Source organism: Geodermatophilus africanus (genome assembly GCF_900107105.1).
Classification (GTDB): domain Bacteria; phylum Actinomycetota; class Actinomycetes; order Mycobacteriales; family Geodermatophilaceae; genus Geodermatophilus; species Geodermatophilus africanus.
The window spans coordinates 265,777-279,453 of record NZ_FNOT01000001.1 but is presented as its reverse complement, the minus strand read 5'-3'; the positions used below and the strand labels follow the sequence as shown (position 1 = coordinate 279,453).

16 protein-coding genes and 1 pseudogene are annotated in these 13,677 nt (G+C 73.9%); 11 read left to right on the top strand and 6 right to left on the bottom strand.

Annotation, left to right across the window (positions count from 1 at the left end; genetic code table 11):
- Positions 1 to 16 precede the first annotated feature (16 nt).
- Positions 17 to 853: a helix-turn-helix domain-containing protein gene (locus tag BLW63_RS01240; protein ID WP_091150615.1), complete on the bottom strand. Its 837-nt coding sequence runs from the start codon at positions 851 to 853 to the stop codon at positions 17 to 19.
- Between the two features lie 37 nt (positions 854 to 890).
- On the opposite strand from BLW63_RS01240, the gene BLW63_RS01235 reads away from it, so the two are divergent.
- On the top strand, positions 891 to 1,439 hold the full coding sequence (locus tag BLW63_RS01235; protein WP_091150613.1) for a TIGR03086 family metal-binding protein: 549 nt from the start codon (positions 891 to 893) through the stop codon (positions 1,437 to 1,439).
- Between the two features lie 28 nt (positions 1,440 to 1,467).
- Here BLW63_RS01235 and BLW63_RS01230 read toward each other — a convergent pair whose 3' ends face one another.
- On the bottom strand, positions 1,468 to 1,938 hold the full coding sequence (locus tag BLW63_RS01230) for a heme-degrading domain-containing protein (RefSeq protein WP_091150611.1): 471 nt from the start codon (positions 1,936 to 1,938) through the stop codon (positions 1,468 to 1,470).
- A 38-nt stretch (positions 1,939 to 1,976) separates the two neighbouring features.
- Between BLW63_RS01230 and BLW63_RS01225 the strand changes: the two genes are divergently transcribed.
- Together BLW63_RS01225 and BLW63_RS01220 are read left to right on the top strand one after the other, a co-directional pair.
- On the top strand, positions 1,977 to 3,011 hold the full coding sequence (locus BLW63_RS01225; RefSeq protein ID WP_244522271.1) for a YihY/virulence factor BrkB family protein: 1,035 nt from the start codon (positions 1,977 to 1,979) through the stop codon (positions 3,009 to 3,011).
- A gap of 230 nt (positions 3,012 to 3,241) precedes the next feature.
- On the top strand, positions 3,242 to 3,631 hold the full coding sequence (locus BLW63_RS01220; RefSeq protein ID WP_091150609.1) for a hypothetical protein: 390 nt from the start codon (positions 3,242 to 3,244) through the stop codon (positions 3,629 to 3,631).
- A 429-nt stretch (positions 3,632 to 4,060) separates the two neighbouring features.
- Here BLW63_RS01220 and BLW63_RS01215 read toward each other — a convergent pair whose 3' ends face one another.
- Positions 4,061 to 5,032, bottom strand: a complete 972-nt coding sequence (locus BLW63_RS01215; protein WP_091150607.1) for a hypothetical protein — start codon at positions 5,030 to 5,032, stop codon at positions 4,061 to 4,063.
- Positions 5,033 to 5,485: 453 nt separating this feature from the next.
- Between BLW63_RS01215 and BLW63_RS01210 the strand changes: the two genes are divergently transcribed.
- The 7 genes and pseudogenes from BLW63_RS01210 to BLW63_RS01195 all read left to right on the top strand — a co-directional run bounded on the left by BLW63_RS01210 (position 5,486) and on the right by BLW63_RS01195 (position 9,776).
- Positions 5,486 to 6,469 (top strand): ATP-binding cassette domain-containing protein, encoded by a 984-nt coding sequence (locus BLW63_RS01210; protein WP_091150605.1) that lies wholly within the window; start codon positions 5,486 to 5,488, stop codon positions 6,467 to 6,469.
- The gene (locus tag BLW63_RS01205; RefSeq protein WP_091150603.1) at positions 6,466 to 7,299 is read left to right on the top strand and encodes an ABC transporter permease; all 834 of its coding nucleotides are present in this window, start codon (positions 6,466 to 6,468) and stop codon (positions 7,297 to 7,299) included. The genes BLW63_RS01210 and BLW63_RS01205 overlap by 4 nt, the downstream gene beginning before the upstream one ends.
- Before the next feature lie 17 nt (positions 7,300 to 7,316).
- Positions 7,317 to 7,625 carry a tryptophan 2,3-dioxygenase family protein gene (locus BLW63_RS27215; RefSeq protein WP_211516958.1) on the top strand — a complete coding sequence of 103 codons (309 nt, stop codon included), beginning with the start codon at positions 7,317 to 7,319 and terminating at the stop codon, positions 7,623 to 7,625.
- Positions 7,610 to 7,696: pseudogene (locus tag BLW63_RS28830) on the top strand (hypothetical protein); the annotation flags it as partial. The gene BLW63_RS27215 and the pseudogene BLW63_RS28830, both read left to right, overlap by 16 nt.
- Before the next feature lie 95 nt (positions 7,697 to 7,791).
- Positions 7,792 to 8,226, top strand: a complete 435-nt coding sequence (locus BLW63_RS27210) for a tryptophan 2,3-dioxygenase family protein (RefSeq protein WP_211516957.1) — start codon at positions 7,792 to 7,794, stop codon at positions 8,224 to 8,226.
- A gap of 97 nt (positions 8,227 to 8,323) precedes the next feature.
- Positions 8,324 to 8,494, top strand: a complete 171-nt coding sequence (locus tag BLW63_RS26565) for a hypothetical protein (RefSeq protein ID WP_170856580.1) — start codon at positions 8,324 to 8,326, stop codon at positions 8,492 to 8,494.
- A gap of 70 nt (positions 8,495 to 8,564) precedes the next feature.
- On the top strand, positions 8,565 to 9,776 hold the full coding sequence (locus BLW63_RS01195; protein ID WP_170856579.1) for a low temperature requirement protein A: 1,212 nt from the start codon (positions 8,565 to 8,567) through the stop codon (positions 9,774 to 9,776).
- Positions 9,777 to 9,787: 11 nt separating this feature from the next.
- On the opposite strand, the gene BLW63_RS01190 is transcribed toward BLW63_RS01195, so the two are convergent.
- The gene (locus BLW63_RS01190) at positions 9,788 to 10,390 is read right to left on the bottom strand and encodes a TMEM175 family protein (protein WP_091151146.1); all 603 of its coding nucleotides are present in this window, start codon (positions 10,388 to 10,390) and stop codon (positions 9,788 to 9,790) included.
- Between the two features lie 414 nt (positions 10,391 to 10,804).
- Between BLW63_RS01190 and BLW63_RS01185 the strand changes: the two genes are divergently transcribed.
- Positions 10,805 to 11,245 carry a flavodoxin family protein gene (locus BLW63_RS01185; RefSeq protein WP_091150599.1) on the top strand — a complete coding sequence of 147 codons (441 nt, stop codon included), beginning with the start codon at positions 10,805 to 10,807 and terminating at the stop codon, positions 11,243 to 11,245.
- A 1-nt stretch (position 11,246) separates the two neighbouring features.
- Here the strand turns inward: BLW63_RS01185 and BLW63_RS01180 are convergent, their stop codons facing one another.
- Together BLW63_RS01180 and BLW63_RS01175 are read right to left on the bottom strand one after the other, a co-directional pair.
- Positions 11,247 to 11,993, bottom strand: a complete 747-nt coding sequence (locus BLW63_RS01180) for a hypothetical protein (protein WP_091150596.1) — start codon at positions 11,991 to 11,993, stop codon at positions 11,247 to 11,249.
- A gap of 72 nt (positions 11,994 to 12,065) precedes the next feature.
- Complete coding sequence (locus BLW63_RS01175; protein ID WP_091150594.1) at positions 12,066 to 13,613, bottom strand: alpha-amylase family glycosyl hydrolase; 1,548 nt, start codon at positions 13,611 to 13,613, stop codon at positions 12,066 to 12,068.
- Between the last annotated feature and the right edge of the window lie 64 nt (positions 13,614 to 13,677).

Below are 13,677 nucleotides of genomic sequence, written 5' to 3'. Positions count from 1 at the left end.
ACGAGAGGTGGCGGGGTCAGCCGGTGTAGCGGGCGGCGAAGGCGCCCGGCGTCATCCCGGTGACCCGGGAGAAGTCGCGGCTGAAGTGCGGCTGGTCGGCGTAGCCGAGCAGCGCCGACACCTCGGCGAGGGTCGTGCCCCCGACGCGCAGCCGCTCGGCGGCCTCCTGCAGCCGGCGGCGCTGGATCAGCCACTTCGGCGTCAGCCCGAGCCGGCGCTGCACGAGCCGCTGCAACGCCCGTTCGGACAGGCCGAAGGCGTCGCAGACCCGGGCCACCCGGGTCACCTCGCGGTCGCCCTCCACGAAGGCCACCACCCGGTTGACCAGCTCGCCCTCGGCGTCGACGGGCAGCAGCGGGCGCAGCGCGTCACCGAAGGCGTCCATCGCCGTCCGGTGCGCAGCGGGGGACGTCGGGTCGCCGGCCATCGCCGCCCGCACGCGTGCGGTCAGCCGGTCGCCGTCGTCGCCCAGCACCTCGGTCAGCGGGACGTGCCGGTCGGTGTACGGGGCGACCGACCCGCGGGCGACGAGCGCGCCGGCGGCCGGGGCGCACATGACCCCGACCGCCCAGCCGTCGCCGGTCAGCGTGGTGGTCGACAGGCCGGACACGACGCCGTAGAAGCGGGCGTAGTCGCCGGAGACCACGAGCAGGGTGACCGGGTACTGCAGCACGTGCTGCGGCGCCTCCCTGCTGGGCGGCACGGACCAGACCGGGATCCAGAACCGCTGCAGCAGGCCGGCGAACCCCGGCGCCGCCTCGTAGCGGTACATGACGTGCGAGGCGTCGCCGGGGGCGCGCAGGTGGGCGCGTTCGACGGAGTCCAGGGGGCGCGGGGCGGTGTCGGGTTCCATCAAGACCCCACCCTGCCCGGCTCCTATCGTCCCGGCCATGACGACCCCCATCGCCGCCGCCTACACCACGGCCGACCGCCCGCTGACCGCCGTCCTCGACGCCGTCCCGACCGACGCGTGGGACCGGCCCTCGACCTGCGAGGGGTGGACCGTGCGCGAGGTCGTCCGGCACCTCGTGCAGACCCAGCGCGAGTTCCTCACCGGCCGCGGCGTCGACCTCGGTCAGGAGCCGGACGTCGACGCCGGCCCGGCCGCGGCCTGGCGCGCGCACGCCGCGCGGGTCGCGGCGGCGGTCGCCGACCCGGCCGTCGCGGAGCAGGCGTACGAGGGCTTCTTCGGGCCGACGACGGTCGGCGCGACCCTCGAGCAGTTCTACGTCTGGGACATGGTGGTGCACCGCTGGGACGTCGCCCGGTCGGTCGGCGGGGACCCCGCGCTCACCGACATCGAGCTGGACCGCGTGGAGTCCGGGGCGGACGCGTTCGGGGACGCGCTCTACACGGAGGGCATCTGCCGGCCCGGGACCGAGCCGCCGGCGGACGCCGACCGCACGACCCGGGTGCTGGCCCGGCTGGGACGCGGCTGACTCCGCCGGTCGGGGCGAGCCGAGGGGGTCACCGGCCCAGGTGCGCCCGGATGGCGGCGACCACCATGCGGTGGTCCTCGAGCTGCGGCAGCCCGGAGACGACGACGGCGCCGACCGGGCCCACCGAGCGGACGGCGACGGGAAACGCCCCGCCGTGGGCCGCGTAGAGGGCGGGGTCGAGGCCGAACTCCGCCTCGAACGTCGTCCCCCGCTCGATCGAGGCCTGCCGGACGTGCAGGCTGCTGTGCCCGAAGCGCTGCACCACGCGGGTCTTGCGCTGGATCCAGGAGTCGTTGTCCGGGCTGGTCCCCGGGAGCGAGGCGTGGAAGAGCTGGTGGCCGTGCCGGCTGACGTCGACCGCCACCGGGGCGCCGTCCCGCCGGGCGGCCGCCACCAGCGCCGCGCCGAGGTCCCAGGCGTCGTCGTTGGTGAAGCTGCCGAACTGCAGCTCCTCCTCCTCGGCGGCGAGCTCGGCGAGGGACGGGGAGGAGTCGGCCATGTCCCCTTCCTACCGCCTGAGGCGGCAGGCTGTCGGCCATGAGGTGGACCCAGCGGGTCGACCGGTTCCAGCGCCGGCACCCGGCGGCCGGCTTCCCCATCGCGGTGCTCTACAAGTTCATGGACGACGACGGCCACTTCCTCGCGGCGCTGATCACCTACTACGGCTTCCTGTCGCTCTTCCCGACCCTGCTCCTGCTCGCCACCGTGCTGGGCCTGGTGCTGGCCGGGGACCCGGAGCTGCAGCAGCGGCTGCTGGACTCGGCGTTGGCGGAGTTCCCGGTGATCGGGCCGCAGCTGGCCCGGCCGGAGGGCCTCGGCGGCGGGGTCACCGGGCTCGTCGTCGGCGGGCTGGTCGCCCTCTACGGGGCCCTCGGCATGGGCCAGGCGATCCAGCACGCGATGAACACGGTGTGGGCGGTGCCGCGGCACAGCCGGCCGGACCCGATCACCTCCCGCGGGCGCAGCCTGCTGCTGCTGTGCACCCTGGGCCTGCTCGTGCTGGCCAGCACCGTCCTCTCCGCCCTCGGCAGCGGCGCGGCGGCCTACGGCGGCTTCAGCGGGTGGCTGACCGTGCTGCTGACGGTCGCCTCGGTGCTGGCCAACGCCGCGGTCTTCGTGCTCGGCTTCCGCATCACCACCGTCCGCCGGCTGACCACCCGGCAGGTGCTCCCCGGTGCCCTGGCCGCAGCGGTGCTGTGGCAGCTGCTGCAGTCCTTCGGCGGCGTCTACGTCGCCCGCGTGGTGGCCAACGCCAGCGCCGTCGACGCGGTGTTCGCCCTGGTCCTCGGTCTGTTCGCGTTCATCTACCTGGCCGCGGTCGCGCTGATGCTGTGCGTGGAGATCGACGCCGTCCGGGTGGACCACCTGTACCCCCGGGCGCTGCTGACCCCCTTCGTCGACCACAAGGACCTGACCGAGGGCGACGAGCGGGTGTTCGCCGATGCGGCGCGCGCCCAGCGGGCGGTGAAGCACCAACAGGTGGACGTCCACTTCGGTGGGGGGGCGGACGCCGAGACAGGGGAGGACGCCGAAGCGGCAGGCGAGGCCCAGCGCCCGCGCGAAGAGGCGTAGCCGCTCGATCCCCCTCAGACGACCGAGTTCGTGGCCCTCGCGAATGCTCAGCCCGAGGGGAGAGGCACTCCTCGGGGGCGGGTCGACACCACGGGCGCCATCGCGGACGACCGGGGGGGGGACCCGGGTTCGGCGCGGTATCAGCGGGAGTCGCGCTGCCTCTGTCGAGTAGGCCCCCGAGGGGTCGCAGAGGCTCCGCACCGCGCGGGGTCCGGAATCGGGAGACCCTCATGCCGACCACAGTCGCTGCCTACGTCGTCGTCCAGGACAACGAGCTCCTCGTGGAGGCCGCAGCCCCGCAGCAGACCTTTCCGTGCTTCGACGCTCTCGACGAGGACGAGAACCTCCCCTCGGTCCTGATCTGCCGGCTGAGGCCATTCATGAAGAAGGACGAGAGCATCAGGGTGGACCTGAAACTCAACAACAGTCCGATCGGAGCCGACTTCTTCTTCGAGACCGGCAAGCGGGGGTGGACGGAGACCATCCGCGAGGGACTCCTCAGGCCGAAGGGCAATGAGCTGACCGTGACCCTGAGCTCGGTGGACGGCTCCCCGGCGCCGGCGGGCTCGCTGATCGGCGTGCAAGAGGTCTCGTTGTTCTACTCGGTGACGCTGCCCTGAGTGCCGCGCTCATGACGGGGGAGCCCCGCATGTTCGCGTGCAGGCCGTCGGAGTCCTCGCCGATCCGGGCATGGCGGTGAACCGAGCAGGACGACGTCGCCACCGGCCGCGCCGGGAGCTGAGCACACACGCCGTCCGACCGCCTGATGCGATGAAGGAGCGGAGGCCCCGCTCCTTCATCGCATCAGGGGCACTGCGAGATCGACGTCATCTGCTGCCTCGAGCGCTGACCCGCCCGTCAGGTCGACCACCTGCTCGACCGGTCCAGCTGCCGTGGTGGACGCCAGGCGCAGCTCGACGCACCAGCTGAGCCGCCTCGCCCTAGGGAAGGCGGCTCGACCGGAGCCATGACCGGCTCGGGTGGTCCCCGACGGCATCACCACGTCCGCCGTGATCCGTCGTCAGGGACCCGTCCTCCGGCAACCCCGCTCAGATCCAGGATCCCGCCTGCTCACCGGCTCGTTCCGGAGGCCCCACGCCGATGGAGCGAGGGCGGAAGCGGCCCCTCAGGACGAGCAGCCTCACCGCGGCGCCGGCGGCGTCATCGAACACTACGTCCGTGGCGTCGCCCGACTCCAGGATCGATGTGACGAGGCAGAACACCGTGTCGAGCGCCCGCCACTCCTCGCCCAGTGCCGAAGGGTCGAACGGGACGCCCGGGAGGAGCCGACGGATGGCGGGTGCCGGACCCGGGTCGGCATCGACCACGCCGAGAAGCACGTGCAGCCCGCTCCTCCTGCTCAGTACCCGGTTCGCATACTCGGACTGCCGCTTCCAGAGGCCCAGGGTCGACAACGTCTCGCCCGTCACGGCTCCTTCGAGGGCTCCGGCGGCCCTCAGGGAGGCGACCTGAACGGCCGGACGGACCCAACGCAGCGCTCGGTCATCGCGACTGGTCGCGAGGGTCGCCAGCAGTCGGACGACCTGCTCCATGGCTTCGGAGAACCGTGTGTTGACCGGCACGCACGTGGCACGGTCGCGGATGCCGATCGCCGCTACCGCCGTGGCTCGCTGCTCGACGGTCACCGAGAAGAGCCGGTAGCCCCAGCCGTTCACCAGGATGCGCAGATTGCAGAGAGCCTGCTCGGCGGAGCCGCCTCGTACATCGGGGATGGAGCCGCCTTGTACATCGGGGATACCCCGCGGGATCAACAGCCCGGTGCTCATCACCTGGTCGTGTAGTACGTCCATCGCCGCCATCGCCGCCATCGCCGGCTGTCGCTCACTGGAGAGGTAGAGGCACGACAGGGTCCGTGCGACGCACAGCAGTTGCAGCCCCGCCTGGTGAGCCGTCTCCTGTATGGGGCAGTCCGGCAGGTCGACGTTGCAGAAGAGTTCGTGCAGTGGTGTCCCGCTGGTGGCGTCCAAGAAGGCCAGTCCGTTCCCGAGGTCGCCGACCACGCGTTCCTCCTCCCCCCATCGCTCTGCCGGGAACTGTTGCTCGAGCCGTTCGGCCGTCGGTGCCCCGCGTCTCCGTGATCGCGCTGATGACGGCGCCGACAGCGAGACCGGCGCGGATCTCCAGGCCGCGCTCCCGCATTCGGTCAACGAGGCCCTGCTCGCCGACGTCGCCAGCTCGCAGGTGCAGCTCCTGCACCTCCGGGGGGAGCGCATCCGGCCTGGCACGAACCGGTGCAGGAGGGTCGACCTGCACCGGCCGGCCGGCCGGCGCCACCGCCACCCCTGTTCTGTACCGCACCGTCCCTGGGGAGCCAAGCCAACGCTTGACCTCGACTGCACTCGAGGTCCAACGATCGCCGGCAGGAAATCCGGTGGCGGTCCGATGACTCCGGCGCGCACATTTCGTCGTAGGGACGGGGCAGGCTGCGCCGCACAGCGCTCGAGGGGGTCGGGATGACCGCAGGGAGCACGCTCGCCATCGAGGCGACGGGGTTGGCCAAGTCGTTCGGGGACACCCGGGCCGTGGCCGGCATCGACCTCGCCGTCCCCGCCGGCACGATCTACGGCATGCTCGGGCCCAACGGCGCGGGCAAGACCACGACGATCCGGATGCTGGCCACGATCGTCCCGCCCGACGCCGGCAGCGCCCGCGTCCTCGGCCACGACGTGGTCGCCGAGGGCGACGCCGTGCGCGGCCTGGTCAGCCTCACCGGCCAGCTGGCCTCGGTCGACGAGGAGCTCACCGGCCGGGAGAACCTCGTCCTGATCGGGCGGTTGCTGGGCCACCGCCGGGCCGCCGCCCGCGCCCGGGCCGACGAGCTGCTCGAGGCCTTCGGCATCGCCGACGCCGCCGGCAAGCTGGTCAAGCACTACTCCGGCGGCATGCGCCGGCGGCTGGACATCGCCGCGAGCATCGTCGTCACTCCCCAGCTGGCCTTCCTCGACGAGCCCACGACCGGGCTCGACCCGCGCTCGCGCGGTCAGGTCTGGGAGATCGTCCGGGCGCTGGTGGCCGAGGGGACGACGGTGCTGCTCTGCACCCAGTACCTGGAGGAGGCCGACCAGCTCGCCGACGGGATCGTGGTCATCGACCACGGCCGGGTCATCGCCGAGGGCACCCCGGGCCAGCTCAAGGCCTCGGTGGGCACCGGCGCGCTGCACGTCCGGCTGCTCGACCCGACCCAGCGGGCGGCGGCCGCCCGCATCCTCGAGGCCGCGGTCGGCAGCGTGGTGCTGGAGCCGGACCCGGCCGCGCTCTCGGCGGTCTGCCCCGACGCCGGGCTCGCCGCGCTCGGGGTGGGCGAGCTGGGCCGCGCCGGCCTCGGCATCGCCGAGTTCTCCCTCGGCCAGCCCAGCCTGGACGAGGTGTTCCTGGGCCTCACCGGCCACGCGGCCGAGGAGCCGCCCGACGCGACCCGCGAGGAGCAGGCGTCATGACCGCCACCACCACCCCGGGCACCACCGACACCGCCGCGGTCCGCCGGGCGATCGCCTCCACGGCGCGTCCGCCCAGGCCCCGGCCGCTGTCGACCGCGCTGACCTTCGGCTGGCGCGGCATGCTCAAGGTCAAGCACGTCCCCGAGCAGCTGATCGACGTCACCATCACGCCGGTGCTGTTCGTGCTGATGTTCACCTACCTGTTCGGTGGTGCCCTCGCCGGCTCGACCGGCGCCTACCTGCAGTACGTGCTGCCCGGCATCCTGGTCATGTCGGTCGTGTTCACCACCGTCTACTCCGGCGTCGCGCTCAACACCGACCTCACCAAGGGCGTCGTCGACCGGTTCCGGTCACTGCCCATCTGGCGGCCGGCGCCGCTGCTGGGGGCCCTGCTGGGCGACAGCGTCCGGTACGTGGTCGCCGGCACGGTGATCCTCGTGCTGGGCGTCGTCCTCGGGTACCGGCCGGAGGGCGGAGTGGTCGGCGCGCTGCTGGCGCTCGGCCTCGTGGTCGTCTTCTCGTTCGGGCTGTCGTGGGTGTACTCGGCGCTCGGCCTGGTGCTGCGCTCCCCGAGCGCGGTCCTGAACGGCGGGTTCATGGTGCTGTTCCCGCTGACCTTCATGTCCAACGTGTTCGTCGACCCGGCCACGCTGCCCGGCCCGCTGCAGGCGTTCGTCGACGTCAACCCGATCTCGGTGCTGGCCACGGCGTCGCGCTCGCTCATGGCCGGCACTCCGGACGGCACCGCGATCGCCGTCTCCCTGGCCGTGGCCGCGGCGCTGACCGCGGTGTTCCTCCCGGTCACGACCCGCCTCTACCGCAGCCGCTGAGGGCTACGGTGACGGCCGTGGCGCCGTCGGACCCGGATCCGTCGAGCTCGGTGCGGCCGCTGGAGGGCTCGATCCGCACCGACCTCGGCGGCGCGATGACCTACGCCGGCTACCTGGACCTGGACCACCTGCCGGCCGCCCAGCACCCGCGCAGCCGCCCCGAGCACCACGACGAGCTGCTGTTCATCGTCCAGCACCAGACCAGCGAGCTGTGGCTCAAGCTCGTGCTGCACGAGCTGCGGGCCGCCTGCCACCACCTGGCGAGCGACGAGCTGGCCCCCGCGCTCAAGGCCTGGCCCGGGTCAAGAACGTGGAGCGGACGCTGATCGAGCAGTGGTCGGTGCTGGCCACCCTGACCCCGCGCGAGTACGCCCAGTTCCGCGGTGCCCTCGGCAACGCGTCGGGCTTCCAGTCCCACCAGTACCGCGCGGTCGAGTTCGTCCTCGGCAACAAGCACCCCGGCATGCTCGCGGTGTTCGACCGGAGCCCGCCGTGCGCGACCTGCTGGCCGGGCTGCTCGAGACGCCGACCGTCTACGACGAATTCCTCCGGCTGCTCGCCCGGCTCGGCCTCGCGGTGCCCGCCGCCGTCCTGGAGCGGGACGTGCGCCAGCCGTGGACCCACCAGCCGGACCTCGTGCCCGTCCTCCGCGAGGTCTACGAGTCCGAGGACACGCCGTGGGGCGTCTACGAGGCCTGCGAGAGCCTGGTCGACGTCGAGGACAACCGGCAGCGGTGGCGGTTCCGCCACCTGCGCACGGTGCAGCGGACCATCGGCGCGAGGACCGGGACCAGCGGCTCCTCGGGGGCGGACTTCCTGCGCCGGGCCCTCGACCTCAGCTCCTTCCCCGAGCCCTACGCCGTCTGCACCGTCATCGGCACCGGTGCGAGGAGCCCGGGAGGCGCGCCCAGCAGGGAGCCGGGCTGACCCCCGGCCCGCACCGGCGGACCACCCGGTCCCCTTGTGCCCCTCCCGGCGACCGGGCGAGCATGGGCCCCGACGCACCCGGCGAGGAGGAGCCGACATGGAGCCCGACCCGCGCGAACCGACCGGTGACCTCTCCTACGACATGGCGCACGAGGTGACGGGCGGGCCCCCGCCCGTGGGCGAGACCCGCCAGACCCCAGCGGAGGAGCGCCGCGACGACGCCGCGGGGGACTACGGCTACGACGAGGCGCACGACTTCCGGCGCTGAACGGCGCTCCGGCGTGGCCACTCCGCGGCCGGGGTACGGGAGCGCGCACCCCCTCGACCCCGGGAGCGTCGTGGCCGACCGCAGCTCGCCCCGATCCGTCCTCGGCGCCCTGACGGGCGGCCTGGTCCGCGCGCCGGAGCTGCGCACCGACGACGAGCGCTCGGCCTCCCGCCTGGAGCTCTTCTTCGACCTGGCGTTCGTCCTCGTCGTCGCGGAGCTGGCCATCGACTTCCGTGCCGACGTCACCTGGCACGGGGAGCTGGTGTTCGCCGGCCTGTTCACGACCGTCTGGTGGGCGTGGGTCGGTTCCACCCTCTACGCCAACCGGTTCGACCACGACGACGTCGTCTACCGGCTGCTCAAGCTCGGCAGCATGGCGGCCGTCGTCGGGATGGCGGCCACCGCCACCGAGGCGACCGGCGCCTACTTCGGCATCTTCGTGGGCTGCCAGCTGGTGTTGCGGGCCATGCTGCTGCTGCAGTACCTCCGCGCGTACCGGCACGTGCCCGGTGCCCGGCCGATCGCCCGGCTGTACATGACCGGCACCGCCGTCGGGGCGCTGCTGTGGGCGGTGTCCCTCGCGGTGCCGCGGCCGATCGGCTTCGCCCTGTGGGCCGCCGCCGTCCTGGTCGAGGTGCTGGTGCCGCTGCTGGCCACCCGGTCGTCGGCCGACGTCCCGCTCCACGTCGAGCACCTGCCCGAGCGGTTCGCGCTCTTCGTGATCCTGGTGCTCGGTGAGTCGGTGGCCGGCATCGCCCACGGGCTGCACGACGCCCACTGGACCGGCTCGGGACTGCTGGTCGCGGCGCTCGGCTTCGTGCTGGCCGCGGCGCTGTGGTGGAGCTACTTCGACCTGGCCGGGGCCCGCGCCAAGCAGCTGCTCAGCGAGGTGGGCGGGGAGCGCAGCGACCACGCCCACGACGTGTACGTCTTCGGGCAGCTGCCGCTGACGCTGGCGCTGGCCACCGTCGGCGCGGGGCTGGAGCTGGCCGTCGTGCAGAGCGGTGAGGGCGAGGTGCCGACCGGCACCCGGCTGGTGCTGGCCGGCGGGGTGGTCGTCTACCTGCTGTCGGTGTCCTTCACCGAGGCGGGGATGTCCAAGAAGGGGGCGCGACGCGGGTTGTGGTGGCCGGTGGTCGCGGCCGCGGTCGCCGCCGTGGACGTCGCGCTGGAGCTGCCGGCGGCCGTCGTGGTCGGCGGGCTGGCCGCGGTCGTCATGGCCGTGGTGGTCGTCGGGCTGGTCGAACGGTCCACCGGGCGGGTGGCCGTCGAGGAGGTCTGAGGCCGGGCGGCTCAGCCCGCCCGGCGGGCGAGCAGCCGGCGCACCCGGTCGGGCAGGAAGAGCAGCAACAGCGCCAGGTAACCGATCGCGGGGACGGCGACGCCCACGACGAGGGCCAGCACGAAGGTGCCCGTGACCAGGAGCGCACCCGGCAGGTCGTCCTCCGCCGGGTCGGCGCCGTGACGGCGCAGGGACGGGTGCCGGACGAGGAAGAGGGTGAGCAGGGTCAGGCAGGCCGAGCTCAGCGTCATGGTCCCGATGTAGATCCCGATCGCGAGCCGGGAGTCGCCGTACACCGCTGCCACCTCGGTGGCGAAGGGCAGCAGCACGATCGTCAGCGTCCAGAGCAGGTTCACCAGCACGAACGGCATGTCGTAGGAGCCGACCCGCTCGACGATCCGGTGGTGCACGAGCCACTGCTGCGCGATGACCGCGAAGCTCAGCGCGAAGGCGCCGAACCGGCCGGCCTCCTCGGCGAGCAGGTCACCGAGGTCGACGGTCGCGCCCTCGTCCGGGATGACGTCGACCAGCGGCAGCACCAGCAGCGTGATCGCGATCGCCACGACGGCGTCGAGGAACGTGATCAGCCGGTCCAGTCCCCGGTCGGTGCGCACCCGCCGCAGGCTAGGGGTGACCGCCCCGGGGTGGTGCGGTCGGAGCCCCAGCTGGAGCGCCACGTCGAGGACCCCGAGGACCACCGCCGCTGGGGGTGCGGTTCGTCGTCCCCGACCGGCCGGGCTTCGGCCGGTCGGACCCGCAGCCGGGACGGCGGGTGACCCCGCTGACGCTGCGGCCGGCGGCGGTCCCGCGCTCCCCGCAGGCCCGGCCCGGCCCGGTCGACCGGCGGGACTGGCAGGTGTCCGTCGGGCTGGGCCGGGTGCTGGCCGCGATGCTGCCACGGCGCACGGCGCACGGCGCACGGCGCACGGCGCACTGGCTGGCCGGCGAGGGCCACCTCGTCGTCTCCGACCACGCCGCGGAGGTGTACGGGGCCCGGCGGCCGTGGCCGGCCGGGGGAGGATGCCTGGGTGCCCCGGCTGCTCGTCGTCCACCACACGCCCTCGCCGTCCCTCCAGGCGGTGCTGGAGGCGGTGCGCGAGGGCGTGGCGATGGTCGAGGAGGTCGAGCTGGAGGTGCGGCCGGCCCTGTCGGCGGGGGCCGCGGACCTGCTCGCTGCCGACGGCGTCCTGCTCGGGACGCCGGCCAACATCGGCTACATGTCCGGGGCCCTCAAGCACTTCTTCGACACCGTCTACTACCCGTGCCTGGACGCCACCGGCGGGCTGCCCTACGGCGTCTACGTGCACGGCAACGACGACACCGCGGGCGCGCTGCGCAGCATCGAGCGGATCACCGGGGCGCTGCGCTGGAAGCAGGTCGCCGCGCCGCTGAGCCTCACCGGCGCCCCCGGCCTGGCCGACCTCGAGGCCGCCCGCGAGCTCGCGGCCACGGTCGCGGTGCAGCTGTAGCTCACGACGGCGGGGCGGGCGCCGCGGGCGCGTGCCGCGGCGGCACCACGGTGAACAGGTCGACCAGCGCGTCCCAGCGGGTCCGGCGGCCGGCGGGGAAGCGGGCCTCGGCGCGGGCCCGCCGGTGCGAGCCCGACCGGTACCAGCGGTGCGCCCAGAACGACCCGGGCCGGGCCAGCCGCACCGCACCGACGAGCGCGACGAGCGGGACGAAGACGCCGATGACGCCCAGCACCACCCGGCCCTTGGCGATCGCGGCCAGGGCGAACAGCAGGTTGACCCCCACCGTTATCCACAACACCAAGCCGCTGCCGGCGTCGTCCGCGTCGAACGGGTTGGCGCCGACCAGGAGCAGCCCACCGACGACGAGCGCCACGAGCACGGCGTCGATCGAGCTGCGACCCTGCCGGCTCCAGTAGACGTCCTCGAGGTGCAGCCACAGCGCGAACTCGTCGAGGGTCAGGGCGGCACCGGCGCCGAACAGCACGGCCAGCAGCTGCACCCACGGCGGCCCCGGCCGGTAGGTGAACTCCAGGGTGCCCGTCCCGAGCAGCAGGAAGATGCCGTAGACCTCGTGGTGCACGTGCACGCCGCCGACGCTCGCGTCGCGGAACGGCCCTCGGCCGGTGCGGATGGCCCGGGTGATGAACCGGGTGACCAGGAAGGTCACCAGGAACGCCAGCACCATCCAGCCGACCACGGCCCGGCGGTCGGACAGGCCGGGCAGGATCTCGAGATCGACGTCCACCCCGCCCCCTCCGCGCCCGCGGCCTCGGCCGGCGCCGATGGTGGTGCCGCGGGCGGTCCGCCGACAAGCGGGTCAGCCGCCGTGCAGGCGCAGCAGGACGGCCTCGTCCGGCTGCAGCACCAGGTCGCGCACCGCCGAGGACGGCCGGGCGGGGTCGGTGGAGACGAGCAGGGTGGCCTCCTCGTCCGGGGCGAGGGTCCGCGGCTCGAGGCCGAGATTGACGGCGGCCAGCAGCCGCTCGTCGCCGTCCTCCCGCAGCCAGGCCAGCACGCCGGGCGCGGCGTCGAGCATGCGCTGCCGGCCGGCCTGCAGGGCGGGGGAGGCCGTGCGCAGCGCGGCGAGCCGGCGCACCAGCGACAGCGTGGAGGCCGGGTCGGCAGCCTGGCGCTCGACGCACAGCCGCTCGGCGTCGGCGACCAGCGGCAGCCAGGGCTCGCCCGTGGTGAACCCGGCGCCGGGGCCGGCGACGGACGGCGGCCGCCAGGGGATCGGCGCCCGCTCGGGGTCGCGGCCGTCGACGTCGACCACCCGGTCCGGCGGGACGACGGCGTCGGGCAGCCCCAGCTCGTCGCCCTGGTAGAGGAACGGCGTGCCGCGCAGCGCGGTCAGCAGCAGCGCGACCGCCCGTGCCCGCGCCGGGCCGTGCCCGCCGTCGTCGTAGCGGGTGGCGATGCGGGGGTGGTCGTGGTTGCCGAGGAACCACGCCGGCCAGGCCTCGGGCTCGGCCTGCGCCTCGAACTCCTCGATGGCGGTGCGGAAGGCGCCGGCGTCCCACGGCAGGTGGACGAAGACGAAGTTGTGCGCCAGGTGCAGCTGGTCGCCGCCGGCGAGGTAGGCCAGCACGCGGCGCAGGTCGAGCAGGTACACCTCGCCGACGACCATCCGGTCGGGGAACTCGTCGACCACCCGGCGGATGCCGCGCAGCCGCTCGTGCGCGGTCCTCCAGTCCTGGTCGTGCCGGCGGTCGGAGCCGGCGTTGCTGCGCAGCAGCGGGTCCTTGGCCAGCCGCTGCAGCGCGTCGATCCGCAGCCCGTCGACGCCGCGGGCCAGCCAGAACCGGATCGTGTCGTGCATCGCGGCCTCGACCTCCGGGTTCTCCCAGTCCAGGTCCGGCTGCTGCGGGGTGTAGGAGTGCAGGTACCACTGGCCGGTCGGCTCGTCGTACGTCCAGGCCGGGCCGACCGCGGCGAACTCCGAGCGCCAGTCGTTGGGCGGCCCGCCGTCGGGGGCGCCGTCCCGCCAGACGTACCAGTCCCGCCTGGGGTCCTCGCGCGAGGACCGCGAGGCGCGGAACCACGGGTGCTGGTCGGAGGTGTGGTTGGGCACCCAGTCCAGGACCACGCGGATGCCTCGCGCGTGGCAGTCGGCGACCAGGTCGTCGAGGTCGGCGAGCGTGCCGAACAGCGGGTCGACGTCGCAGTGGTCGGCGACGTCGTAGCCGAAGTCGGCCATCGGGGAGGGGAACACCGGCGAGAGCCAGACCGCCGCGACCGACAGCTCGACGAGGTGGTCCAGGTGGGCCCGCAGGCCGCGCAGGTCACCCACGCCGTCGCCGTCGGAGTCGGCGAACGAGCGCGGGTAGACTTGGTAGACCGCGCCGCGCCGCCACCACTCGCTCACGGGTGCGCCTCGGGGGCGAGGGCCGGGTCGGCCATGGCGACCTCCGGGGACGGGGCGACGGTCG

What these genes read in the sequence shown, in the direction of transcription:
- BLW63_RS01205 (WP_091150603.1), top strand. Translation starts at nt 6,466, where the DNA reads ATGACCGCCACCACCACCCCGGGCACCACCGACACCGCCGCGGTCCGC.
- BLW63_RS01235 (WP_091150613.1), top strand. Translation starts at nt 891, where the DNA reads ATGACGACCCCCATCGCCGCCGCCTACACCACGGCCGACCGCCCGCTG.
- BLW63_RS01230 (WP_091150611.1), bottom strand. Translation starts at nt 1,938, where the DNA reads ATGGCCGACTCCTCCCCGTCCCTCGCCGAGCTCGCCGCCGAGGAGGAG.
- BLW63_RS01240 (WP_091150615.1), bottom strand. Translation starts at nt 853, where the DNA reads ATGGAACCCGACACCGCCCCGCGCCCCCTGGACTCCGTCGAACGCGCC.
- BLW63_RS01220 (WP_091150609.1), top strand. Translation starts at nt 3,242, where the DNA reads ATGCCGACCACAGTCGCTGCCTACGTCGTCGTCCAGGACAACGAGCTC.
- BLW63_RS01210 (WP_091150605.1), top strand. Translation starts at nt 5,486, where the DNA reads ATGACCGCAGGGAGCACGCTCGCCATCGAGGCGACGGGGTTGGCCAAG.
- BLW63_RS01225 (WP_244522271.1), top strand. Translation starts at nt 1,977, where the DNA reads ATGAGGTGGACCCAGCGGGTCGACCGGTTCCAGCGCCGGCACCCGGCG.
- BLW63_RS26565 (WP_170856580.1), top strand. Translation starts at nt 8,324, where the DNA reads ATGGAGCCCGACCCGCGCGAACCGACCGGTGACCTCTCCTACGACATG.